The sequence below is a fragment of the Petrotoga mobilis SJ95 genome (assembly GCF_000018605.1).
Lineage (GTDB): Bacteria > Thermotogota > Thermotogae > Petrotogales > Petrotogaceae > Petrotoga > Petrotoga mobilis.
The window spans coordinates 1-23,415 of record NC_010003.1 but is presented as its reverse complement, the minus strand read 5'-3'; the positions used below and the strand labels follow the sequence as shown (position 1 = coordinate 23,415).

Genomic DNA, 23,415 nt, shown 5'->3' with positions numbered 1-23,415 from the left:
AGGATTAATTTTATGAGAGTAAAGTTAATTATGGTTCAAAGTATCAATGGAAAAATCCGAATGTCAGATGATTCTCAGAGAAGTTGGTCCTCAGCAGAAGATAAGGAACATTTCTATAATATAACCAAAGATATTGGCATAATACTTATGGGGAGAAAAACATTTGAAGAGATAGGATCTCCTTTAAAAAATAGAATTAATATTGTGTTGACAGGAAATCCTGAAAAATATAAAGAAGTTGAGTTAAAATATGACAAATATCTCTATTTTACAGATAATCCTCCAGAGATATTGTTGGATAAACTAGAGAAGAAAGGATACCCTGAAGTTGCATTAATAGGTGGTTCTACGATAAACTCCTTGTTTTTAGAGAAAAATTTAATTGATGAAATCTTTCTAACTATCGAACCAGTAATTATTGAAGGTGATCTATCGATTTTCAAATACGTGAATGATAAATATAATTTCAAGCTGACTGATTTTAAAAAATTAAATGAAGATACTATTCTTTTGCATTACCTGAAAACTGACGATAAAAAATAGCCTTATGCGAAATAAAAGAAGTTTTCAAAGATAAGGCGGAGAGTGGAGCGATAAGCTAAGATAAAAAAAGAAGGTGGATTAGTGTATGATTAATTTTGTCTCGTTTGGTGAGGTATTGATAGACTTCATCTCTAAAGATTATGTAAGAGGATTAAAAAATGCAACTTCTTTTGACAAATTTTTAGGTGGCTCCCCCAGTAACATAGCTGTTAATATCTCTAAACAGGGTTTTAAATCCGCTATAATTTCAAGGATAGGTAAGGATCCTTTTGGAGAATTTATCCTTGAACAATTAAAAAATTATAATGTTGATATAAAAGGCATCTTACAAGATGAAGGATTTTCTACAGATATTGTTTATGTTTTGAAGTCTAAATCATCTCCAGAATTTTATCCATTGAGATCTGCCTCTTTAAATTTAGAAATTCAAGATTCATTCTTTGATATTGTGAAAAAAGCAAATATCTTTCATTTTTCTTCTTGGTCATTATCTTCTGATAAAAACCTAAAAAACACGCTTAAATTGTTAAAAGTTGCCAAAAATAATAATGTTTTAATAGGATTTGATCCAAATTATCGAAAGATCTTGTGGAAAACATCCTTAGAAATAGAAGATGTTCTAAAATTGATTATGCCTTACGTGGATTTTATTAAGCCTTCTTTAGATGATTGTACACATATTTTCGAAGAAAATAAGAATGAAGAAGAATACATAAATATTTTTCATGAATGGGGAGTAAAAAACGTAATTCTTACCTTAGGTGAAAAGGGATTTGTATTTTCGGATGGTAAAAAAATTACTCATTTTGACTCCTATGCAAAAGAGGTAATAGACACAACGGGAGCAGGGGATGCATTTTGGTCAGGTTTATACATAGGAACGATTATAGGTTTGGATCCTATAAAAGCTGCAAAGTTAGGGAATGCATTTTCAGCAGAAAAATTAAAATATGTTGGTGCAATCTGTGATATAAAAAACTATAAAGATTTATTAAAAGAATACCTATAAGCTTTTGCTACAGTGATGCCAATTAAAACATCACATTTCTTAATGAGTAGATTACCTACTTCGTTCATTGAAGCCCCTGTAGTGTACACATCATCTATAATAATAATGTTCTTTGGGGGATCCTGAATCAATTTTATCTTGTTTTTAACGTTTTCATTTCTCTTTTTATAATCCAATTGAACTTGTCTTTTAAGAGTTTTTGAGGAAAAGAGATTTATTAAGGGAAAGCCTAAGATGTCTGAAAAATACTGAGCAATTAAGTGAGCAGGTACAAAGCCTTTTTCATGAACACTTGAGAAATTTGAAGGTACATATGACACAGTATAATTTAGTTCTGGAAATTTTAAATCTATAAAAAACTTTGCTAACATATTCCCCAAAAGCCGGGCAATTTTTGGATGTGAATGGTATTTGAACTCTTTTATTAAGTTGGACAAAGGATACTCGTATTTTCCATAATGATAAACCTTAAAAGCACCATTTGAAAGAGAAGGCGAATAAAGATTTTCTTTGCAATTGTCGCAAATAAGTTCTCCAAAGGCAATAGGTTTTTTGCAAACAAGACAGTGAGGTTCAAAAATTGTGGTCATTATCTTTTTAAAAATTAACTACCATCTCCGCATTTAGACGTAGAAGTGCATTTAACGCAGCAAGTTTTAAATTCCCGTTTTCGTAAGGGTCTTTGAGTATTTGATTTGGCACTTCCCAATAATCTTTGGCTTTAAAAAATTTCAGTAGATTGACGGCGGCTTTTCTCAAGGAAATAGGATACATTTTGTTGAGAGCGATTAATGATATTTCTTCTAAAAAATTATCTAACTTTAATTTTCTGATTATTTTTAATCCTTCCCTTATTCGTTTGGAGGACAATGAATTGAGAAAGTTCGGAACGTAATCTTTAAGCATATAGTCTTGAAAATAAATAAGATAATCACTCGCTCCGATGACTAAGTCATCATCTACTGCCGATAACAAGTCCCTACAAAATTCCACATACCCCATATCTTCCTTTTCAGAAGCTAACTTTAATCCAAACTTTACGACTTTTGCCTCTTCGCTGTTTACCAATTTGTCGATCAACCAAGTAGGAACAAAATCAATTCCACAAACTTTCTTTGAGGTATTTGCAGTTAGTTGAAGAATGTGAATATCCTTTTCTTCTTGCACGATTTTTTCTATGAATTTATTTATAACTTCACATGGTAAACCTGAAAAGAATTTAATTATTATACCTTTAGTTTCATTGTTGCAATCAAAGTATGTTTCTTTTAGTGAATTAAAAAAGGTATAGGCATCGTCTCTTTCATAAAATCTTCTTAGCGCCATAACCTTAACGCTTTTATCTACTTGTTCGGATTTTAAGGTTTCAGAGATGTTTTCCAAAGCTGAAATCAATTGTTTTATCTTAACGTAGGGATCATTTTTCATTTTGCTAATAATTTTTTCTGAGTCTTGTGGGTAGAATTCCAAAAACGTGGATATGAGATGATATCTAACAATTGGATCTGGATCTTCGGTAAACTCCAAAATAAATTCTATAGGTTTTATACCCATTTGAATGTAGCTGATGATTGCTTCTTTTCTGAGGTTTGCTGAAATGTCTTTCAAAGCTTCTTTTATATTATTCTCATCCAAAAGACCCATTTTATCTAAGTACCTATATGCAGAAAATCTGACATTTTTATCGGGATCTTTTAAGTATTCTTTAATCCTTGGGGCATCAATTTTTTGCTTTGTTAGTTCCTGAATAGCCTTGGATTTAAAAGAAGGATAAGGAGAATCCAACATATCAAAATATATTTGAATGTTTTCTGACTTTATTCTTTCTTCTAAAATTTTATATGTTTCGATTATTTCATTTGCCATTGATTAATGTTTTCCTCCTAAGTCTCATCTTTATTTAGCGCTCCTTTGTAACACGGCCAGGGATGAAAAGTTTTAATTCATACTCATCATTCCATGTTACCTTTAAAAATTTTCCATCGTATGAAAAAGCAGTTATATTTTCTGAAATTAATGTAGATCCTTTATCCCACCCAGAGTCTTTGTAACGGTTGATCTTTTGTGCAAATCTATTGTAGGAAAAACCAACTGTTTCACCATCAGATGAATTTCCTAAGACGGTTGAAGAATCAGAATCGTAGGAGGTCACATTAGTCATCTCATTTTTTGCGACAACTATCACTTCCATAATGGCATTTGAAATAAGATTTATATTAATCATTTCCTCCAGTGAACTTTTTAAAATGTTCAATGTACCGGAAAAAGTACCTATTACAATCAACATTGTTAAAGAAACAATAAAAATTTCAAATACACTCTCTATCAGTAGAAACCCTTGATTTTTATTCATTTCACAAAGGTTCAACCAAAAAGATTGAAAAGTCAATCCTTCCATTTACCACCCTTAACTCCAACTTTAAATCATCGATGAAATCGGCAGGTTTTGGAACTACATAACCCAATTTTATTGCGAAATAGTTCAAAGGATCGTCGGTATTGTTGAATGGGTATCCAATGTACAATTTTCCTAAAATGTTGTTAAAATTCAGATTGAAACCTCCATATGCAAGAGTACCTGGAAAATCTTCACCGTAGACCCATAATAAACCAACATCTAAAAAAGCGTTCGGGTTTATATCCAAAATTTTAACAGAAACATCAGTAATCGTGATCAAAGAGAACGTTTCTTCAAAAGTTGGGCTAAGATCAAAATTAAGGTTGAAGGAATCTGATTCCAAACCACTCCTTAAAGCAAATTTGAAACCATCGGGATAATTCAGCAAAGAAAAACCCATCTCATAATATGTTTGCGAAAAGACGGAAATAAATAGAGAAACTAAGAAAAAAACAACAAAAAATTTTTTCACAACTATTCCTCCTCATCTGCTACTTCCAAAATTAAATTAACCTGCTGGGCTTCTATATCGTTGGTCTGGGTATTGAATGTGGCATATGCTGATTTCATATCAATTTTTTCCACAGAATTGACTATATGTACATTTTCGGAAAGTGTGAGCAAGTTTTCTTTTTCAACAAAAACAAAGGATTTTGCGTTTATTATATAATCCCCTTTTTTAATCAAAACCATATTTTCAGATCTTCCCTCGTATCTTTTGTTATTGTTATCAATCTGAAGTTCATCAGAATTTATCTCGATCTCTGATTCTTCCAAAAAAATCTTAGCTAAAACATTCCCTGAAAGTTTTCCTTTTTCAGTCTGAAGGTCAAAGTTCATAGAAGAGGATGTGGCTTCAAACGTGTCGGCAGTTATATAAACCTTGTCGGTGTTTACTTCTCGCCACTCGTCGTTAACGAGTGTAATGGTAGCAAAATCCGTTGAAATAGAGAGATCTTCTTTCTGTATAAGGACATTATTTTTCAGTATGTATCTACTTTCTTCACCTTTTACTTCATCTGCTCTTACATTTATTTGTGCGGAATAAATAATCAAATTTGTTAATATAAGCATTAAAAAAAATAAAGTGAAACGCTTCATACTTTTGCCTCCAAAAAATTGTTAGCATGATTTTGACCATCAAAAAAAGCGGACATATTAAAATAATCTTTCAACTGTTTTTGCGGTTCGATAGTACTAAAGTCTTCGGTCAATAAACGATAATTTTTTAACGTTCTAGAATAGGAGGTTTTTAAAAGAATTTCGACGGTATTTTTTGGATCTGGATAAGTTAAAGCGGGATCAAATGATATAATTACTGCATCTTTAGGAAATTTTTGAGGAATAAACGATAAATATGAGGTTGGAATAAAAAATCCACCTTGATATTCATAATAACTGTAATAAGGCGGGAACGCTAATTCCATCATTAACATATCAACGATTTTTGTTTCATTTTTCAGTATAATTACTTCTTTATTTTTTAGCTCGAAGACTTCGAAACTTACGTTTTTCCGAAGTGAAGAAAGTGTTTGGTTACCAAAATAACCTTCCAAAAATTTTTTTAAATTATCAGGGTTGTAAAGCGACATTTTCCCTCTTCCCAATCTTATCAATGCTGTTGTTTGGGCGTATCTACTGTTGTATAATTCTGTATTAGTTATTACTTCGCGTAAAGGATTATTTTTTTCGTATATGAAATCTTTTAAACGTCCGAAAAAATTTACTCCGTACAATGCATAAAATAATCCTCTTAAACTTCCTAGACTAGAAGTATATAGATTTAAGGCGTTTTCTTTTTTTGCTATAGACTCTAAAACGCCAGATTCCCAATAAAATCCTTCAAAAAAGCCACCCATTACTAAGTTCAAAGTTGTTCCCTCGCTTTATTTTGTATGGATTTTAAAAAATTTTTAGCATCTTGGTATATTTCGTTAAAATAAGAAAATCCTTCCCAAGAATACTCTATTGGGAATGTATAAACCTCTTCGGCTATATTTATTTCATAGTTAACCATAAGATCATTTTTAAAATCTTCAATGGAAATAATATAATCTAATCCGTCGTTAAACTTAAAATCATTCTTAACCTCACCATTTAAATTACTTGCTATTACATAATCTGCTCCTAGTTTTTTAGTTAATTTTACTGGAACAGGAGTTAAAACGCCTCCATCCAACAGGCTCATGCCCCCTAACCTTAAAGGAGGGGAAACGCCGGGAACACTTGAGGAAGCCATAACAGCATCGATAATGTACCCTTCTGTGATCTCCACTTCTTCACCGCTTTCTAAATCATATGAAACGATTCCTAATTTTATCTTACAATCGGAAAAACGTTTACGTCCATACAACTGCTTGTAAATATCGTAAACGAAATCACTTTTTAAAAAACTTTTACCTGCAACCATTTTAGGGAAATTAGTAATTCTGTTGTTTAGAGTTCTAAACTGTGAATCTATCATTTTTTTCTTTTTAAGGGTCAAGTCTTTGAATATTTGAAATAGGTCTACATCAGGATTTAAAGCATAGAGGGCACCTACTAATGCACCTACGCTCGATCCTGTTACTACTTCGATCTTTATTGTTCTTTCTTTCAGTTCATCTATTAAGGCAACGTGAGCGGCTCCTCTAGCGCCACCACTCCCTAAAGCTATTCCGTAAACCATGGTTCCCTCCCGCAATTATTGGAATAATAAAACAATTCCTGCACCAACCAAAACCCCCACAAGTCCTATAATTATTGATGAAATATAAGTCTGATTAGGTTTTTCAATCTGTTGTACAGAACTTTCTAAATTATTAATTTTTTCTACTGTCTCATCAGTTTTTTGTGAAAGCATGGCAATACTTTCATCGTGAAGAAAAACGGTTTTTTCAAGGTTAGAAATTCTTGATTCAACACTTGAAAGTTCATCTTCGATATTTTTCAATTCTTTTTCGAGGGAAACTAACTCCGTTGCTAACTGCTGAGATAGTTCTGCCTTGAGATCGTTTTTTAACATCATAGGATCATTCAAATATTCGGACTCACTTTTAATTTCATAGTATTTTTCAAGTAAAGAATTATAAGAATTTTTAAGTTCTTCTATCTCAGAAGAAGTTATTTGAAAATTGTTCAAAGTATTTTCAATATTGTATAATCTATTCTCTACTTGTATTAAGTCGTTTTGTAATTGCGCATTTGTTCTGTTCAAATCTTGATAGTTATCATTCAAATAATCTACTGTTTCAGCTATTTTTGTAATATCACCTATTTGTGATAATGTATCTTTATTTAAATTAGTCAAAGTTGCTAAAGACGATATTTGAGCATTTAACGCTTCTGTTTGTTCTTTTAAAGTTTGAATATCACCGTTATTTTTTTCTAATGCCAAATAAAGTTCATTCAAATTATCATTAAATTCTTCAAACATCGTAGCATATACAGTCAGCTCACCAATTTGATCATAATAAGCACCAATAGTTCTTTCTAAACTTGAAACTCTTTCTTGAAGATTTTTGATATCAATAGTATACTGAGGAGCAACCATCTCTGATGACGTTGGCGTAAGCTTTGATAATTCAAAAATTATGTTATCCAATTTTTTGTTCTGAATTATTATTTGCCCAGAAAGAGTGTTATATTTATTTTGCAAATCTAATATTTTAGAGTTGTAGTAGGCATGCCTTGCATCGAAAGTTTCTATGTAAGATTGGTTAGAAGACACTTGATCATATAATACAGTTAGATCGTTTGAGAGATTATTAGTTTTTACTTTCAACCCTTCGATATCGGCTCTTATTCCCAACAATAGTTCATCGTTTAATGTTTCTGATGAAATACTTGTTGAAACATTTGAGAGAATGAAATTCAGCTTGGCTTCGTTTTCATTAATCTTTTTACTCAGTTCATTATAACTGTTTTCATATGGAAGTATCTCACTTTCTAACCTTAAAATTCTTTGATCAAGATTATTCAGTGTAGCAGACAATGTGTCGTTATATAGATAAACTTCATTTTTAGCGATGTTTGTCAAAGATGTTCTCAATCCGTCTATTTCGAGATTTAACAACATGTCTATATAATTTTTTAGTTCTTCTCTATTTTCTTGTGTAGAAGTTAGCAATACAGATTCCAAACTTTCAATAGTTTGATCGTATTTGGTGTTTAAGTTCTTTACCTCTTGTTCAAAATTGTGAAGTTGTTCTTGAAAAATTGTTAAAGATGCCATTGAAGACTCAGCAATCATTTGAACTTCATCTTGTGCAGTTTTTTTTGCAATATCAATTGCTCCTTGAGAAATCTCTTGGAAGATAATATTGTCTTCGTTAATTGGTTGACTGGGATCAATTACTTTTAATATATCCGATACATTTTTCCCCAAATTTTGGATAGTAGAGTCCAAATAAGATAATCGGTCATCGTGGGCAAAAACGGTACTTTCTAAATTGTACAGTCTTATTTCAGTATTTAAATTTTCGAGCTTAAGTAATCTATTACTTATTTCTTGTAGATCTTGACCATAAAGTCCATCTACATAATCGAGCATGTTTGAACCAAATTCGGCCAAATCATATCTTAAAACTTGTTGAGAACCCCTAAACCGGCCTTGATTGTCCAGATACATGATTCCTGATTCAACCATTCTCACCACTTGAGGATATATTGGCGAGGATGGTTGTAAATCTGATATGTTGGTTTGGGATAACAAACTCAATGAAATAAAAGTAAAAAGTAAAAATAAAACTATTTTTTTTGCCATCGTTATAACCCTCCAAAAAGTTTATCTAGATCAACGTACATAGGTTCGTTTACAAAAAGAACTACAGATACGCCTCCATTTGAAAACAGAGTTGGACCTGACGGTAAAAAGAAAGTTTTCTGAGAGTTGGTATATTCTTCACCATTGATGGTATACTTCTCCCCTGTAAAATTGACCTTTACAGGTACAGCGGAATCAAATTCAAAATGTACGAAACTTTTTTCGCCTGGGTTTATGGTTACTTTTTGTTGTTTTATTTCGTTAAACTTTCTAACCTCTACCATATAGACTCCAGATTTAAGAGGGTAACCAAACCGATCATTATAATTCAAATATTGACCGTCAATGTAGATAAGGGGATCTTTAACGTTAGTAGTAATAAAAATATTACCAAAATCACTACTCGTATAAATATCCACACTTTCAGAAGGTTCCAAAAGTACACTGTACGTTCTATTTAGTGTCCTTAAGTTAACAAACTGGGCATTGTTTAACATATTGTAAAGAAAGAATGCAGGAGTCTTTTGAGTTTTTCCTAAAAAGCTCACATTCGTATTGGACATAGCATAAACATTTACTGTGCTAAGTTTATTTAGATCTATACTTTCCATTTTGTCATAAAAATCTCTATAAATAGGAAATTCTAAACTTTTTGTTCCGGATACAATTCTAACAAAATGTGGTGAATCATCCAAAATAATCGAATCAATTCCTTTCCCTACGTATTTACCATCGATATTGAATTCATAATTTTCAGAATTTAGAAAATTTATTGTATTTAAAAATGGATTCAATTCAACATAATATCTGTTCAAGCCGTTTTGGGTTAATTCAATCAGCATTTCTTTAGATTCGTATCCTAATTTAGATAATGTTAAATTATATGTGCCAGTAGGGAATAAACCTTTCATTGGTGTACTTCCTACATATTCACCATCCAAAAATACCCCCACATCTTTTGGTTCGCTATCAACAAAGAGTTCTATTCCTTTTTCTAAATCAATTAAGATTCTATCATCTTGAGGCAAATTTTTTATTGTTTTAACTAAATAACCTTCTTTTTCCAACAAAATTATATCGAAATTATCTCTTTTTACGGTAATAGGAGTTGTTCCAATTAACTTTCCATCTACAAAAACGTTTGCTTGGTTAGGATTTGATTCAATCAATATTTCATTAGAAGGAATTAGAGAGACCCTTAAATTTTTCTTATCAAATGGTTTCAACTCAAGGTTTAGTTCTTTTGCAAAAAATCCATCTTTTTCTATAATTATTTTTTCTACGTTGTACGGAATATCAACTTCATTAGATGTGGGTAAGGCTATATTGTAATCTTGATTTAAAAAGGTGTATTTTATATTGGCAGAATCAACGTTGATATCAAAAATAAGTTTGGCTAAAGGAACTTGTTCAGCTGTAATTTGGGATTCGCTTCCTAAAAGCTCTATACGGACAATAAAATCGCTGTATCCCAGTTTTTTTACATGGAGATAACCATCCGTATCATTAGGTACTTCGATTGTAAAAGGTGTTTCTGTAACAGTTCCCATAAATTGAGAATCAAAATAAACTTCACTACCAGGTAATGCTATTAGATTTATTGTGTAAGAAAAAAGAAATGTTGTAAAGATTAATACGAGAAACACTAAAAACCTTCTATACACTGTTATATCCCACCTTGATTTTCATTCAAAATTTTATTGATTTCATTTAATATTTCTACACTTCTTTCTTTTTCTCCCAATTTTTCATATACTTTTTCCATCAATATTACCCTGTTTTTTATCACGTTTTCTATTATATTAGTCCCGTCTTGAGTAATTTGAACAACATATACCCTTTTATCCTTCTTTGATTTTTCCCTAACCAAATATCCTGCAATTTCCAATCTTCTAATGAGTCCAGTTGTTGTGCTTTTTGTTACCCCCAATCTTTTACTGATGTCACTGAGCATTTTAGGACCTTTGAAATAAACGGTTTGCAAAACATCAAACTGAGCCGGAGAAATGTTGAACTCTTTTAAAACTTTTCTTCCTTCACTTTTTACTTTTGAGCAAATCTCTCTAATCATCTTTTCCATTTGAATTGAAGGGTTATTTTCCATTTTATTCCTCCCCAGATTATGAAGTATTTCTCTAATTTTCTGGATTCAGTCATGATCAAAACGCAATATCTAATATAGTATATCATATTCTTGAAAAATCAATCTGACAATTTACAAAGTTGAGTTATTTATACATTAATGGTAAAATAATCAAAGGTTCTTAAAAAGAATTTTTAAGGGTGGGGAAGGGGTGAGGGGCGCTATTAATTAAATTATTTTAATGTTTATGGGAGGAATATATGGAAAAAGATCTAACAAAAGGTAGTGTAATAAAGCATATTTTGTTGATGGCACTACCTACAATGTTTGGTATGGCAGCCCAAATGGTTTACGATCTTGTTGATATCTTTTGGATAGGTATGATTTCCAGTGAGGCGATAGCGGGGGTGACGATTTTTTCAACTATATTTTGGATGGTGGATTCATTAAATGAGATTATTGGTGTAAGTTCAATCTCATTGGTATCTCAAGCATACGGTAAAAAAGATTATAATCAAACTGCAAGATCAATTGAACAAACTATAAGTTTCAAATTTTTGGTTGCATTGATAGCTGCAACCTTCATGGCAGTGTTTTTGGAACCATTGATGTCTCTTTTTGCAGATGAAACTGTGGTGAATTATGGTTTAGAGTATGGTTATTTAAGATTGTTCTTTTTACCGATAATGTTCTCTTCCTACTCTGTAAACACTGTTTTTAGATGTTTGGGGGATGCTAAAACACCAATGATTATAATGATATTTGTTAGCATACTAAACCTTTTTCTTGATCCTATTTTTATCTTTGAAACGGTACCTTTTATCAACTTACCAGGCTTGGGTTTTGGAGTTTTGGGAGCAGCAATTGCAACCGTGGTTTCTCAGTCCATTGCTTTTCTTATAGGCTTTTTAATTCTTTTTTCCAGAACTCATGAAGTCAAACCTCGTATAAAAGGTTTATTTAGACTAAATAAAGATATTGATATAAAATTAATAACTATAGGAATGCCAAACGGTGTAGAAATACTTTTTAGAAATCTTTCAAATATAGTTATATTAGGTTTTGTCTCACTTTTTGGTAATCAGGCTATCGCAGCAAATGGGATCGCTGGCAGGATTTTTGGATTTGCCTTCGTCCCTTTGTTTGGTCTTACTATGGGGGCATCTTCTGTGGTTGGTCAGGCGATAGGAGCCGGAGATATAAAAAGATCTGAAAGAGCTGCAAATATCACGGGAATATTAGGTTCAGTTGCAATGTTATTTTTCATTGTAATGGCGTTTGGTTTTGGTGAAAGTGTGATTTCTCTCTTCACAAACGACGCTATTGTGATTAAATATGGAACTGAATTTCTAAAGTATGGATCAGTAGGTTTAGTTGTATTAGGATATGGTTATGGCCTTGCAAGTGCTTTTTCTGCATCGGGGTACAATTTTCCGTTTCTTTTATCGAGCATTATTTCAAGGTGGGGAATACAATTATGCATTTTAATCGTAGCTATTAATATTTTTAACCAGCCCTTAACATGGGTGTGGCTTTCTTATATGTTCGGGGATATCGCAGAATCTTTCATCCTTTTTTATTTTTATCAAAAGGGAAGATGGAAAGAGAAAAAAGCATGGTAGTAAAATATAAAACCAGAAAATATTAGTTGCACATGCAACCAAATTTTAACGGGAAAATGGTTGTATATGCAACAATTTTTTTCTATAATTATTTTTGTTTCCATTTCTCCCTTATGGTCAGGCTGAAGGTTTCAATTGATCACTGGGCTCTTCCTTAGAAGAGTGGAGAGCTGATTTTTAAAGGAGGCAAAATCAAAAGTTGCTTAATTTAGAGCAAGATCCATCGGTTATTAGCAAGATATCATGTTTATTCAGAACCATGAATTCGATGATGAAAAAAGAACTTCAAAGGTTTGACATTGGAAGAGGTCAATTTCAGTTTCTTATGTACTTACTTAAAAATGGAGATGGAATAAGTCAAGAAGAATTAAACGAGCATCTAAATTTCGATAAAGCAACTACCGCAAGAGCAATCAAGAAGCTTATAAAAAATGGTTATCTTACGAAAAAAATCGATGATAATGATCATCGAATCAATAGAATATTTTTGACAAATAAAGCTTACCAAATCTATAACGAAATGGTTAAGATGAATGATTATTGGGAAAGAATTATAACAGACAATCTTTCAACTGAGGAAAAAGAAATGGTTCAACATATATTGGATAAAATGCTCACTAACATACTAAAATACAAAGCTAAAGATCATGAGGAGGTGTCGTAATTGGAAGAAAATACCAATAAGCTTGAAGACAAGAAGATAGGGAAGCTATTAATGGAACTGTCATTACCAGCAATAGTTGCCATGTTGGTCCAAGCTTTGTACAATTTTGTCGATACTATATACATTGCCCGAGGTGTTGGTACACTTGGAATAGCTGGAGTATCTGTTGCATTTCCAATTCAGATGATCATTATGGCTTTTGGTGGAATGATAGGAATCGGTGGGGGAACATTAATATCCCGAAGTTTAGGAGCCAAAGATGTTGAGCGGGCAGAAAACGCTTTAGGGAATATTTTTTCTGCTATCTTCGTTTTAAGCATAGCTCTTACTATTCTTGGTACTATCTTTTTAGATCCTATTTTAAATCTCTTCGGGGCCACACCTGATATCCTTTCATACTCAGAGGATTACATGAGTGTAATCCTTTATGGAGCAATATTCTTTTCAATTGCAATGGCAAGTCACAACGTTATGAGAGCAGAAGGTAACGCAAAATATGCTATGATAGCTATGATCGTTCCAGGAGTATTGAACATTATTCTTGATCCTATTTTTATATTTGTATTGAATATGGAAGTAAAGGGGGCAGCAGTTGCTACTGTTCTTTCTCAATTTGTTGGCGTTGTTTATATAGGATATTACTTTTTGAGTGGTAAAAGTGCATTGAAATTTCATAGAAAGAATTTCATATTAGATTGGCATATCATGTCTGAAACACTAGCGGTTGGCTCTTCTGCTTTTGTTAGACAAGTTGCTGGAAGTTTACTAGCAATAGTTTTAAATAATTTGCTAGGGACGTACGGGAGTTCTCTACATATAGCAATCTTTGGGGTAATAAATAGACTTTTAATGTTCTTTTTTATGCCTATGTTTGGGATTGCACAAGGTTTTTTACCAATAGCTGCGTATAACTATGGTGCCAAAAGATATGACAGGGTAAAGGAAGTCTTGAAAAAGGCAACAATTGCTGCTCTTACATGGTCCATAGTTTCATTCCTTTTAGTTCAATTATTTCCAGGTTTTCTACTCTCTATATTTTCAACAGATCCGTCCTTGATTAGTGAAGGTATTCCTGCTTTAAGGATAGACACGATGTTTATATGGGTGGTAGGTTTCCAAGTTGTTGGAGCATCTTTATTTCAAGCTATTGGTAGAGCTGGTCCTGCATTATTGTTATCAATGTCAAGACAAATATTGATATTTATTCCAATGGTGTTTGTAATGTCACACTTTTTTGGATTAATGGGTATTTGGTACACATTTCCTGTTTCCGATGTTTTATCAGCATTGTTAACATTATTTTTTGTGATTAGAGAGACAAAAATTTTGAATACTCTACAGAAAAATCAGGTTCAAATTAACAATGAAGAAAAAGAAATCGAAGAATCTTATACATCCGAAGGCAAACATGAATACCAACCCCAAGAAAAATAAAAAGGCTCGATAAAAATATATCGAGCCTTTAATATATGCACTTTTTATGCCCTTTCTAGGTAATCTCCAGTGCGAGTGTCTACTTTTATTTTTTGGCCTCTTTCCACAAAAAAAGGGACAGTGGTTTTCAATCCTGTTTCTAATGTTGCTGGTTTGCCACCACCCGACACTGTGTTTCCTTTAAAGTTAGGTTCTGTGTCAATAACGGTTAGAACCACAACTGTGGGAAGTTGAATAGAAACAGGATTTCCATTAAAAAAGATTAGATCTACTTCTAAATTTTCGGTTAAATAAAATTTTTCATCTTCTAACTCTTGAGCAGGCAAAGAATATTGTTCATAGGTGTCGAGTAGCATAAAGTAATAATGATCGCCATCGTTGTATAAATACTGGGCTTTCCTAAAACTTATATCAGCTTCTTCAACCTTCTCACCACTAGAAAAACTAACCTCTTTTATTAATCCCGTTATGACACTTTTTAGGCGGGTTCTAATCAGTCCGCTGCCTCTTCCCATAAAATGCTTATTGGCTTCAATTACACGGTACATTTCGTTTTGATAAACTATCATATCTCCTTTTCTTAAGTCTCCTACATCGATCATTCAATTTCCTCCTTGCATTTTTCGTTAATCACCGATTGGCAATAAAAACTAACGTCCTAAAATCATTATTAGAATTTAATGATGTTTAAAAATAGGTGAATTCCTTTACAGAATAAATTTAGCAATTATTTCTTAACTTGTCAAGTCTTTTCTTGTACATTTGTTTAAAATGTTGTACCTAATTATCTTTGGGTTGGGTTTATTAATAATTCATATACTGTTAATAAAAAATTAACTTGCATTCCTGTCCGTTTTGTATTATAATTCTTTTGCAACACATTCCGTATGCTGCAATGGGTGGCGCGGTAGAAATTTGGAGGTAACAAAGTGAAAGGTAAAGTAAAGTGGTTTGATTCAAAGAAAGGTTATGGCTTCATCACTGGGGAAGATGGGAACGACGTATTTGTACACTTCTCAGCTGTTCAAATGGATGGCTACAGAAAGTTAGAAGAAGATCAAGAAGTTGAATTTGAAGTTGTCGAAGGTGACAAAGGACCTCAAGCTTCAAATGTAAGACCCTTATAACCCTTATAAGTGTATACCATAATCTAAACCCAAAATACACCAAGGAGCGCGAAAGTGCTCCTTTATTTATATACTTTCTTGAATTATCTTTAATCCTGAACTGGTTCCTATTCTATCTGCTCCACAACCTATCATTTTTAAAGCTGTTTTCAAGTCTCTAATGCCTCCAGATGCTTTTACTTTCATTCCATTTCCTGAGAGGAACTTCATCAATGCCACGTCCTCTAATTCAGCACCTCCACTTCCAAAGCCTGTAGAGGTTTTAACAAAATCTGCACCAGCTAGTTTTGAAATTACAACAGCGGCTATTTTTTCTTCCTTCGAAAGGTAGCAAGTTTCAATAATAACTTTTAATAGTTTTTTGGAATCTTTAGTCAATGAGGAAATAGCATGTATTTCATCATAAATATAATCGTACTGTTGTGCTTTAAGTCTCCCTATATTCAAAACCATATCTAATTCATCAGCGCCATCTTTAATCGAATTCTCAGATTCATAAACTTTTGTTTCTATAGTATTGGCTCCCAAAGGGAACCCAATTACTGTTGCTACTTTTACTTCACTATCTGTAAGGACTTCTTTTGATAAACTTACATAAGTTGGATTAATGCAAACCGCATAGAAATTGTTATCTTTAGCTTCTTTACATAATGCTTGTATATCTAAAGGTGTTGAGGTGGCTTTAAGCATGGTATGATCAATATATTTTGATACCTCGTAAGGTTTTAAGTTTGCCTGTCTTTCTTCAAAAGTAAATTCATTTTCTACTCTTTTTATTTCGGTTTTAATGATCTTTTCTAATTCTGAAATTCTCATTTTTTAACCCCTTTCCTTAAATAATAAGATTGTTTTACAAAAATAATTTCTAAAATATTTTATCATATTTTAAAAAAATGTGATATAATAAGTTTGAAAGTAAATAACAAATGGCCAGGGGAGCTGAAAGGCTGAGAGGATGCCAAAAAGGCATCGACCCTGACTACCTGATCTGGATAATACCAGCGAAGGGAGGCTAAAAATATGTATTCAATTTGATCCTGTTCTCACTTTGCTGGTGAAGAACAGGATTTTTGTTTTACGTAAGTTAATGATGGGCATTCTATGTTATGGACTATCTCATTTAAGTTAACAAAAAAATATTTAAAAGAGGTGAGTTAAGGTGAAGAGGTTTTTCGCGTTGGTGGGTATTATAGTTATTTTGTTCTCTGCTGTTTTTTCTGAGGAATTGACTGTCTATGTTTATGAAAGTTTCAGTTGGATTGAGCAAGGAATGCTTCAAAAGTTCGAAGAGATGAACGAATGTGAAGTAAAAGTGGTAAAATTAGGTGACGCTGGTAACGTTCTTACGAGATTGGTGTTGGAAAAGAAAAATCCTCGAGCAGATGTTGTCATTGGGCTTGATCAATCACTAGCAGCAAAGGCGGTTGAAGAAGATTTATTGATCCCTTACAAGCCAAAAAACATTGAAAATATTACAGATAAAGCATTGATATTTGATCCAGAATATTATGTAATTCCTTATGACTATGGAGCTATAGCCATCATTTATGATCCGGAAAGGATAGAAGAAAAATTAGAATCCTTTGAAGATCTAACGAAATATAAAAATTCGTTGATAATACAGGATCCAAGAGCCTCAAGCACCGGTCAAGCTTTTTTACTATGGACAATAGCAGTGTATGGAGATGAGTGGAAAGAGTTTTGGGAAAGACTTAAGCCTGCAATATTAACGGTGAGTCCTAGCTGGGATGATTCCTTTGCAAAATTTGAAATTGGTGAGGCACCAATGATGGTCAGCTATGCAACTGATAGCGCATATTCACAATATTACTATGGATCTAGTAAGTACAAGGTTTTTATCCCCAAAGAAGGTGCTTATGTTCAAATAGAAGGTGCGGGCATCGTTAAAGGTACTGATAACTTAGATTTAGCCCAGAAATTCATAGAATTTTTGCTAACAGAAGATTTTCAAAAAGAAATACCTTTAAATCAATGGATGTTCCCTGTAATTGATGTTGAACTGCCTGAGGTTTACCAATATGCAGTGGTTCCCGAAAAAATTCTAACAATTCCAGCTCAAGAAATTTCAAACAATCTGGAACAATGGCTGAAAGAATGGGAGGCTCTATTATACTGAATTTATGAACAATAGAAAGGGCAAAAATTTACTGTTTATTTTATTTTTGAGCTTATGGCTGATCCCTTTTTCTTTTTTATTTAAAGATTTTTTTCGTTTAGAAGGTTTAGCGAATTTTTTGGATCCGCGTACGTGGCGGATCCTTGGCTTTACTTTTTATCAATCTATTCTTTCATCTGTTTTATCGTTGGCAATAACTTTGATTCCAGCGTATTTTGTTTCAAGAAACGAGGGGATCATTTCTAAATTATTAGACAACACTATTTTTATACCTTTCTTTTTTCCACCTATTTCGGCAGTTATGGCTTTCACTCTTGTTTATTCTTCAGTTGGTATCCTTTCAAAATTGGGGTTTAGTATAAACATTATGTACACATTGAAAGCGATAATATTGGCCCATGTCTTTTATAACTCTCCTATCTTTGTTCGTTATATATCGGAAGCTCTTAGAAGGGTACCTGCAAGTTTTATAGAAACAGCCAGTATTGAAGGAGCGAGTAAATTTAAAACTTTTATTAACGTAGAATTACCTTTGATCATTCCGTCTATTTCAAGGGCTTTATTCTTAGTATTTACATATAACTTCACAAGTTTTGCGATTGTTTTAAGTTTAGGTGGAGTAAGATATTCAACTTTGGAAGTGGCTATTTCTACAACATTGAGAAGTACTTTGGATTTTCCCAAGGCTTTATCTTATGCTTTAATTCAACTCATAATTCTTACAATTCTTAATATCTTTATATCAAAATTTGAACCTATATCTTTTGAATTTGAACCATTCTCTCAAAAAAAATCTGGATATTTAAGTAGAACAATATCCATCTTTTACTTGATTTTTGAATATTCAATTGTCTTAATTGGTGTTGCAGCTTCTTTTTTCGATTTTATAAATATGAAATTTGATATATCTTCATTTTTGAATTTATTCTCTAAAGAGTTGAATAGTGTATATCCTGTTGTTAGATCTATTTTAAATTCCTTTTTAGTCTCGACTGTATCAGCTTTCTTTGCTGTAATAACAGCATATTATCTATTAAAAAATTACAGTAAACTCATCAATGTTAGTGTAATGGCTACTTTGGGAATATCATCTGCTTTTTTGGGTATGGCTCTACTTTATTTAAATATATTGTTCAATATTCCATTCGTATTGTTATTGATCTTGGGATATTTCTTAATAACCATTCCTATAGCGTATTCATTTTTGTTTCAGCCAGTGCGAGGATTTGACAATAAAATAATTGAAGCCGCAAAGATAGACGGAGCAAACAAAGCGACTATCTTTCTAAAAGTAGAATTACCCCTTCTGTTTACTTCGTTTACAAGTGCGTTTCTTCAAATATTTGCAATAATTTTTGGTGAATTCACTATCAGTTATACTATGCAAGTAAGAGATTACTTTCCACTTGTCAGTGTGGTTAACTATTCCCTTTCCTCTGCGAGATTATACCAACAAGCAAATGCTTTAAGCGGTCTGAACATACTTTTAATCTTCTTTATCTTTTATATAAGCAATAAGTTAGCAAGAAAATCAAATACTTAAATACTATCTTTTTCCACTACAGCAATAGCAAACTCTGTAATAAAATATGCTTTCATCATATAATATTTTTCGTTTTCCTCGTTACTTAAAATTTCTTCGAACAATTTATCATTAGAAATATGAAGTTTATTCCTCAATACAACTAACATATTAAATTCTCTAATCTCGTCTATTTCAAAATATTTAACAAGTCCAGTGGTCTTTAAATAATTATTTACGGCGGTTTTTATGTAATCATATATCTTTTGTTTTATTGGTAAAAATTTAAAAAAATTGTTTCTCATCAAACTAGCAACCTTCATTGCTCCAACCTTTCTAATAGATAAAAGTTCAAAAACGTTATCGTATTTAAAATCAATATACATTCCAAAAAATTTACCGCTCAATCTCCCTTTGGCATCTTTTTCTTTCAACATCTCACTGTTGATAGTTAATGCGAACGGAAATATAGTTATAGTCTCTAAGAAGTTATCGAAATTAATTTCTAAATCATCGATATTGTAATTTAATTTTTCCTCCACTTCTGACCTTACACTGATCTCTGCTTCTTTGAATTTATAAGCAGCCTCTTTTAGATTTTCTATAATCTCGTCCATTTCACTGGGATCTGCGTTTTTTAAAAATTCAAGATTGAACTTTTGAAGCTCTGGATGTTCCTTAAACAATCTATCTAAAAATTTTTTAAAATCTTCATCATCGTAATCGCTCATAATACATTCCTCCAAACAAAGTTTCAAAGAAAATATGTCTCATCTACGTTAATTATAACATATATTGTGATCTATCTAGGAATTTTTTGAAAAAAATAAAAAAATGGTATAATTTTAAATGAAAAAGTAAATTTGTAGGGTGCTATATAAAAAGTTTCTAGAGATAGTCAATCAAAAATTAAAAGGAGTCAAAGATTATGCATGATAAAGAAATCGAGGGAAAAATGGAAAAGCTTCCCGAAGATTTGAGGAGAGAGGTTTTAGATTATGTGGATTTTCTACTAAGTAAGTATCAAGGCAGAGAAAATTCGAGAGGTAAATTCAAGTTCGACTGGGAAGGAGGTCTATCAGAGATAAGAGAGGAATTTACTTCTGTTGAGCTGCAACACAAAGCTTTGGAGTGGAGATAATGTTTTTAGTGGATACGAAACGTATTTTTAGAAATTCACCTTATACCAAACTCCTGTTTTTACCGATGGAGCTATACAGAGAAGTTGTAAGTGTAAGAAAAATCCTGAAATTAGATTTTGATGATGCATATCAATATAGCATAGCTAAATACCATGGATTGAAAGTAGTTACAATGGACAAGGATTTTGAAAGAATAAAGGATGTAGAAACTTTGTTTTTATAGGATATTACTTAACAGAGCAGTAAATCAAAAATTAAAAGGAGGGAAACTTAATGCAAGATTACCATGAACCATATGAAGAACTAAGCGACAAGGATCGTTCTTATGTTTATGCATTAAACAGTTTAAAAGAGGAGATTGAAGCGATAGATTGGTACAACCAAAGGGCAGCTGTTTCCAAAGATCCAACCATCAAAGAAATTATGGAACACAATAGAGACGAAGAAATTGAACATGCGGTAATGCTTATTGAATGGTTAAGAAGAAACATGGATGGATGGGATGAAGAACTGAAGACTTATCTTTTCACAGAAAAGCCATTGCTGGAAGTAGAGGAAGAAGCTGTTGAAGGAGAAAGCAAAGAAGAATCTTCTTCGAATAAAAAAGGTGATTTAGGACTAAGAGGATTGAAGTAGAAAAAATACTAAAGATGAAGGAGGGGTAAAAATGGATTTTCTTAAAAGAGAGTTAGCTCCAATAACTGAAGAAGCTTGGGAAGAATTAGACGAAAGGGCAAAGGAGATTTTTAAGAACAAATTAAAAATAAGACCAATTATTGATGTTGAAGGTCCTTATGGATGGGATTATTCTTCATACAATTTAGGTACCAACGAGCTTATAGAAAACCCAAGAGATGGATTGGGATGGGGAATAAGACAAGTTTTACCTATAGTAGAGATTAGAAACCCATTTGTTTTGAAACAATGGGAGCTTGATAATATCGAAAGGGGCTTAAAAACTCCGGATTTGGAAGGGTTAGAAACCGCTGCTAAGCAGTTGGCTTCCTTTGAAAATAAATTAATTTTAAAAGGTATAGAAAAAGCCAATATAATTGGCTTGCAAACGCTTGCTAAACAAAATTCTGTGGAGAGCTCCAAAGAAAGCCTTAAAGATTTTGTTAAATCTTTATTTGAAGTAAAAAAGAGATTCATGGAGCAAGGGATTGAGGGACCGTATACTTTAGTGATCAACAAAGAATTATGGCAAGATTTATTTACCATGAATCTATCGTATCCTTTGGATTTGGTTGTTAAAGAAATTATAGACGCCAAAGTGAAACCTATGCATGAAGTGGATGAAAGTTTTGTGGTTTCTAACCGTGGTGGAGACTTTAAATTAATTTTAGGCCAAGATATTTCCTTAGGATATGAAAGCAAGTTTGACGAGCAGCTCAAATTTTTCTTCACTGAAAGTTTAACCTTCCATGTAGTAACGCCAGAAGCTATAGTGGGTTTAGAAATGTAAATTACTTTTAAAAAACATTTGTTGCAACAACCTGATTATTATAAATAAAAAAATCGGCCTCAATTTGTTCTTGTTTAAATCATAATTTGAGGCCGATTTCTTCTATTTTTATAAAGTAAGAATCCCTTTTTCATCTTCCAATTTGTTCTTGATGTTGTTGATCTTATTTTTTATCATTTCATTTCCCATCAACAAAGAATGTTCTATTTTTTTGATGGAATGAATAATAGTAGAATGATTTTTATCTAATTTTTCGGAGATATCTTTGGTTTTCAACTTCATAGTGGTCTTAAAAAGATAAGCTAAAACTTGACGTGCTAATGCTATTTCTTTTTTTCTAGATGATGAGAAGATATCCTTTCTATTTATATCAAATTCAGCAGCAACCAAATCTATAACGGTATCTATTTTCACAGTTTCAAGAACTTCTGGTGATTGGAACCTAACTTTGTTCGCGTTCATTCTCATCATTGAATTCACTATCGTTTTTGCAGATTCGATATTTGCTGGTGCACCTGAAATTTGACTTTGCAACAGAAGGTTCATAATTGCGCCCCGAAGTTTTCTTAAGTTTGTATCGACATGTTCAGCCAAATAATAAGCAACATCATCGGTAAGTTGAAGAGAAATCATTTGTGCCATTTTCTTAGCTATTAGGTACTTTGTTGCCTTATCAGGTGCTTGTATATCAGTTATCAAACCCATTTCAAACCTACTAATCAATCTAGGATGAAAGGTTGCCAATTCATCGGGCGTTCTATCGGAGCATATTACTATCTGTTTTCTTGAGTTAAAAAGAGAATTAAAGGTATGAAAAAGTTCGCTTTGTACGGTATTTTTCCCAATTAAAAATTGAACATCATCTATCAATAAAAAATCAACATTCCTTCTAAACCGTTCTCGGAAGTTCTCCATATCACTAGCTCTTATTCCATCCATCATTTGATTCATAAAATCCTCAGCGGTTACATACTTAACCTTCAAATCAGGAGCATTTTCCATCAAAAAGTTCCCTATTGCATGTAAAAGATGAGTTTTACCTAGTCCAACATCTCCATATATAAATAAAGGATTATATTTGCCAGGATTTTTACAAACTTCCAAGGCTGAATAATAAGCTATTCTATTGGAATTTCCTGTAACAAAGCTGTCAAAGGTGAACTCAGGATTAAACTCTGATAGTTTCAAAGGCCTGTTTTTTATTATTGGGCCATTTACTGCATTTTTTTGTTCTTTGCTAATAGGGATTTCCTTAAAAACAACCTCTACAGGTTTGCCTAGGATATTGTTTATAGTTTCTTTTATTATTGAACCGAATCTTTTCTCGACAGCTTCTTTAATAAATAAATTTCCTAATCCAACAACGACTTTTTTGTTGTCTAATTCCAAAATTTGAGCCGTTGTTAGCCAATTATTCCAGGTATCTCTAGACATGTTGGAACGTAGTTTTTCTATTAGTTCATGCTTTTCCATTATTTTCACCCCTTGGAATAAAACCCAATATATACTTTATCATAAGGGGTGA

The 23,415-nt window shown here is 32.3% G+C and carries 27 protein-coding genes and 1 riboswitch; of the genes, 12 read left to right on the top strand and 15 right to left on the bottom strand.

The genetic code is table 11. The annotated features are described in order from the left end of the window. Nucleotides 1-12: 12 nt before the first annotated feature. Complete coding sequence (locus tag PMOB_RS00130; RefSeq protein ID WP_012207882.1) at nt 13-543, top strand: dihydrofolate reductase family protein; 531 nt, start codon at nt 13-15, stop codon at nt 541-543. Nucleotides 544-628: 85 nt separating this feature from the next. Next, nucleotides 629-1,552 (top strand): carbohydrate kinase family protein, encoded by a 924-nt coding sequence (locus PMOB_RS00125; RefSeq protein ID WP_012207881.1) that lies wholly within the window; start codon nt 629-631, stop codon nt 1,550-1,552. On the opposite strand, the gene PMOB_RS00120 is transcribed toward PMOB_RS00125, so the two are convergent. Genes PMOB_RS00120 through PMOB_RS00075 form a run of 10 tightly spaced genes read right to left on the bottom strand, consistent with a single transcriptional unit; the run spans nt 1,522 to nt 10,798 of the window. Continuing rightward, nucleotides 1,522-2,142, bottom strand: coding sequence for a ComF family protein (locus PMOB_RS00120; RefSeq protein ID WP_012207880.1), 621 nt, complete (start codon nt 2,140-2,142; stop codon nt 1,522-1,524). The genes PMOB_RS00125 and PMOB_RS00120 overlap by 31 nt on opposite strands. 7 nt (nt 2,143-2,149) lie before the next feature. Beyond that, nucleotides 2,150-3,418: a HEAT repeat domain-containing protein gene (locus PMOB_RS00115; RefSeq protein WP_012207879.1), complete on the bottom strand. Its 1,269-nt coding sequence runs from the start codon at nt 3,416-3,418 to the stop codon at nt 2,150-2,152. Nucleotides 3,419-3,452: 34 nt separating this feature from the next. Beyond that, nucleotides 3,453-3,950, bottom strand: a complete 498-nt coding sequence (locus PMOB_RS00110) for a type II secretion system protein (protein WP_041533978.1) — start codon at nt 3,948-3,950, stop codon at nt 3,453-3,455. Beyond that, a complete protein-coding gene (locus PMOB_RS00105; RefSeq protein WP_012207877.1) occupies nt 3,907-4,422 on the bottom strand; it encodes a hypothetical protein in 516 nt (171 codons plus the stop codon). Before PMOB_RS00105 ends, PMOB_RS00110 begins: the two co-directional genes overlap by 44 nt. 2 nt (nt 4,423-4,424) lie before the next feature. Continuing rightward, a complete protein-coding gene (locus PMOB_RS00100; protein ID WP_012207876.1) occupies nt 4,425-5,051 on the bottom strand; it encodes an LptA/OstA family protein in 627 nt (208 codons plus the stop codon). Continuing rightward, nucleotides 5,048-5,821, bottom strand: coding sequence for a patatin-like phospholipase family protein (locus PMOB_RS00095; RefSeq protein WP_012207875.1), 774 nt, complete (start codon nt 5,819-5,821; stop codon nt 5,048-5,050). The genes PMOB_RS00100 and PMOB_RS00095 overlap by 4 nt, the downstream gene beginning before the upstream one ends. Next, nucleotides 5,818-6,618: a patatin-like phospholipase family protein gene (locus PMOB_RS00090; protein ID WP_012207874.1), complete on the bottom strand. Its 801-nt coding sequence runs from the start codon at nt 6,616-6,618 to the stop codon at nt 5,818-5,820. The genes PMOB_RS00095 and PMOB_RS00090 overlap by 4 nt, the downstream gene beginning before the upstream one ends. Before the next feature lie 15 nt (nt 6,619-6,633). Beyond that, entirely contained in the window at nt 6,634-8,694 is a 2,061-nt protein-coding gene (locus PMOB_RS00085; RefSeq protein ID WP_012207873.1) for a coiled-coil domain-containing protein, read from the bottom strand. A gap of 2 nt (nt 8,695-8,696) precedes the next feature. Next, on the bottom strand, nt 8,697-10,358 hold the full coding sequence (locus PMOB_RS00080; RefSeq protein ID WP_012207872.1) for a PEGA domain-containing protein: 1,662 nt from the start codon (nt 10,356-10,358) through the stop codon (nt 8,697-8,699). A 2-nt stretch (nt 10,359-10,360) separates the two neighbouring features. Continuing rightward, nucleotides 10,361-10,798: a MarR family winged helix-turn-helix transcriptional regulator gene (locus PMOB_RS00075; RefSeq protein WP_012207871.1), complete on the bottom strand. Its 438-nt coding sequence runs from the start codon at nt 10,796-10,798 to the stop codon at nt 10,361-10,363. A 239-nt stretch (nt 10,799-11,037) separates the two neighbouring features. On the opposite strand from PMOB_RS00075, the gene PMOB_RS00070 reads away from it, so the two are divergent. The 3 genes from PMOB_RS00070 (at nt 11,038) to PMOB_RS00060 (ending at nt 14,497) form a co-directional block, all read left to right on the top strand. Continuing rightward, a complete protein-coding gene (locus tag PMOB_RS00070; RefSeq protein WP_012207870.1) occupies nt 11,038-12,399 on the top strand; it encodes an MATE family efflux transporter in 1,362 nt (453 codons plus the stop codon). Nucleotides 12,400-12,598: 199 nt separating this feature from the next. After that, nucleotides 12,599-13,063 carry a MarR family winged helix-turn-helix transcriptional regulator gene (locus PMOB_RS00065; RefSeq protein WP_012207869.1) on the top strand — a complete coding sequence of 155 codons (465 nt, stop codon included), beginning with the start codon at nt 12,599-12,601 and terminating at the stop codon, nt 13,061-13,063. Continuing rightward, complete coding sequence (locus PMOB_RS00060; RefSeq protein WP_012207868.1) at nt 13,064-14,497, top strand: MATE family efflux transporter; 1,434 nt, start codon at nt 13,064-13,066, stop codon at nt 14,495-14,497. A gap of 44 nt (nt 14,498-14,541) precedes the next feature. Here the strand turns inward: PMOB_RS00060 and efp are convergent, their stop codons facing one another. Next, nucleotides 14,542-15,099, bottom strand: coding sequence for an elongation factor P (gene efp / locus PMOB_RS00055; RefSeq protein WP_012207867.1), 558 nt, complete (start codon nt 15,097-15,099; stop codon nt 14,542-14,544). 327 nt (nt 15,100-15,426) lie between these two features. On the opposite strand from efp, the gene PMOB_RS00050 reads away from it, so the two are divergent. Beyond that, nucleotides 15,427-15,624, top strand: coding sequence for a cold-shock protein (locus tag PMOB_RS00050; RefSeq protein ID WP_012207866.1), 198 nt, complete (start codon nt 15,427-15,429; stop codon nt 15,622-15,624). Nucleotides 15,625-15,690: 66 nt separating this feature from the next. Here the strand turns inward: PMOB_RS00050 and deoC are convergent, their stop codons facing one another. Beyond that, nucleotides 15,691-16,440, bottom strand: a complete 750-nt coding sequence (gene deoC, locus PMOB_RS00045) for a deoxyribose-phosphate aldolase (protein ID WP_012207865.1) — start codon at nt 16,438-16,440, stop codon at nt 15,691-15,693. A 106-nt stretch (nt 16,441-16,546) separates the two neighbouring features. Further along, nucleotides 16,547-16,651: riboswitch (TPP riboswitch) on the top strand. Nucleotides 16,652-16,783: 132 nt separating this feature from the next. Between deoC and PMOB_RS00040 the strand changes: the two genes are divergently transcribed. Then, entirely contained in the window at nt 16,784-17,761 is a 978-nt protein-coding gene (locus PMOB_RS00040; protein ID WP_012207864.1) for a thiamine ABC transporter substrate-binding protein, read from the top strand. A 159-nt stretch (nt 17,762-17,920) separates the two neighbouring features. Here the strand turns inward: PMOB_RS00040 and PMOB_RS10875 are convergent, their stop codons facing one another. Next, complete coding sequence (locus tag PMOB_RS10875; protein WP_231282503.1) at nt 17,921-18,073, bottom strand: hypothetical protein; 153 nt, start codon at nt 18,071-18,073, stop codon at nt 17,921-17,923. Between PMOB_RS10875 and PMOB_RS00035 the strand changes: the two genes are divergently transcribed. After that, on the top strand, nt 18,000-19,304 hold the full coding sequence (locus PMOB_RS00035; protein WP_231282502.1) for an ABC transporter permease: 1,305 nt from the start codon (nt 18,000-18,002) through the stop codon (nt 19,302-19,304). The two genes, PMOB_RS10875 and PMOB_RS00035, sit on opposite strands and share 74 nt — an antisense overlap. Here PMOB_RS00035 and PMOB_RS00030 read toward each other — a convergent pair. Then, complete coding sequence (locus PMOB_RS00030; protein ID WP_012207862.1) at nt 19,301-20,014, bottom strand: hypothetical protein; 714 nt, start codon at nt 20,012-20,014, stop codon at nt 19,301-19,303. The genes PMOB_RS00035 and PMOB_RS00030 overlap by 4 nt on opposite strands. 197 nt (nt 20,015-20,211) lie before the next feature. Between PMOB_RS00030 and PMOB_RS00025 the strand changes: the two genes are divergently transcribed. From PMOB_RS00025 to PMOB_RS00010, 4 genes are read left to right on the top strand one after another with little or no spacing between them, the layout of a single operon-like run. Continuing rightward, entirely contained in the window at nt 20,212-20,424 is a 213-nt protein-coding gene (locus PMOB_RS00025; RefSeq protein WP_012207861.1) for a DUF2281 domain-containing protein, read from the top strand. Next, nucleotides 20,424-20,648: a PIN domain-containing protein gene (locus PMOB_RS00020; RefSeq protein WP_041533977.1), complete on the top strand. Its 225-nt coding sequence runs from the start codon at nt 20,424-20,426 to the stop codon at nt 20,646-20,648. Before PMOB_RS00025 ends, PMOB_RS00020 begins: the two co-directional genes overlap by 1 nt. 50 nt (nt 20,649-20,698) lie before the next feature. Further along, a complete protein-coding gene (locus PMOB_RS00015) occupies nt 20,699-21,061 on the top strand; it encodes an encapsulin-associated ferritin-like protein (RefSeq protein WP_012207859.1) in 363 nt (120 codons plus the stop codon). 31 nt (nt 21,062-21,092) lie between these two features. Then, a complete protein-coding gene (locus tag PMOB_RS00010) occupies nt 21,093-21,890 on the top strand; it encodes a family 1 encapsulin nanocompartment shell protein (protein ID WP_012207858.1) in 798 nt (265 codons plus the stop codon). Nucleotides 21,891-21,998: 108 nt separating this feature from the next. Here the strand turns inward: PMOB_RS00010 and dnaA are convergent, their stop codons facing one another. Further along, nucleotides 21,999-23,363: a chromosomal replication initiator protein DnaA gene (gene dnaA, locus PMOB_RS00005; protein ID WP_012207857.1), complete on the bottom strand. Its 1,365-nt coding sequence runs from the start codon at nt 23,361-23,363 to the stop codon at nt 21,999-22,001. Nucleotides 23,364-23,415: the final 52 nt, after the last annotated feature.

Coding starts and splice junctions, on each gene's coding strand:
- PMOB_RS00085 (WP_012207873.1), bottom strand. CDS start 8,694: ATGGCAAAAAAAATAGTTTTATTTTTACTTTTTACTTTTATTTCATTG.
- PMOB_RS00090 (WP_012207874.1), bottom strand. CDS start 6,618: ATGGTTTACGGAATAGCTTTAGGGAGTGGTGGCGCTAGAGGAGCCGCT.
- PMOB_RS00030 (WP_012207862.1), bottom strand. CDS start 20,014: ATGAGCGATTACGATGATGAAGATTTTAAAAAATTTTTAGATAGATTG.
- PMOB_RS00115 (WP_012207879.1), bottom strand. CDS start 3,418: ATGGCAAATGAAATAATCGAAACATATAAAATTTTAGAAGAAAGAATA.
- PMOB_RS00120 (WP_012207880.1), bottom strand. CDS start 2,142: ATGACCACAATTTTTGAACCTCACTGTCTTGTTTGCAAAAAACCTATT.
- PMOB_RS00020 (WP_041533977.1), top strand. CDS start 20,424: ATGTTTTTAGTGGATACGAAACGTATTTTTAGAAATTCACCTTATACC.
- PMOB_RS00130 (WP_012207882.1), top strand. CDS start 13: ATGAGAGTAAAGTTAATTATGGTTCAAAGTATCAATGGAAAAATCCGA.
- PMOB_RS00125 (WP_012207881.1), top strand. CDS start 629: ATGATTAATTTTGTCTCGTTTGGTGAGGTATTGATAGACTTCATCTCT.
- PMOB_RS00075 (WP_012207871.1), bottom strand. CDS start 10,798: ATGGAAAATAACCCTTCAATTCAAATGGAAAAGATGATTAGAGAGATT.
- PMOB_RS00110 (WP_041533978.1), bottom strand. CDS start 3,950: ATGGAAGGATTGACTTTTCAATCTTTTTGGTTGAACCTTTGTGAAATG.
- PMOB_RS00015 (WP_012207859.1), top strand. CDS start 20,699: ATGCAAGATTACCATGAACCATATGAAGAACTAAGCGACAAGGATCGT.
- PMOB_RS00070 (WP_012207870.1), top strand. CDS start 11,038: ATGGAAAAAGATCTAACAAAAGGTAGTGTAATAAAGCATATTTTGTTG.
- PMOB_RS00100 (WP_012207876.1), bottom strand. CDS start 5,051: ATGAAGCGTTTCACTTTATTTTTTTTAATGCTTATATTAACAAATTTG.
- deoC (WP_012207865.1), bottom strand. CDS start 16,440: ATGAGAATTTCAGAATTAGAAAAGATCATTAAAACCGAAATAAAAAGA.
- efp (WP_012207867.1), bottom strand. CDS start 15,099: ATGATCGATGTAGGAGACTTAAGAAAAGGAGATATGATAGTTTATCAA.
- PMOB_RS00010 (WP_012207858.1), top strand. CDS start 21,093: ATGGATTTTCTTAAAAGAGAGTTAGCTCCAATAACTGAAGAAGCTTGG.
- dnaA (WP_012207857.1), bottom strand. CDS start 23,363: ATGGAAAAGCATGAACTAATAGAAAAACTACGTTCCAACATGTCTAGA.
- PMOB_RS00025 (WP_012207861.1), top strand. CDS start 20,212: ATGCATGATAAAGAAATCGAGGGAAAAATGGAAAAGCTTCCCGAAGAT.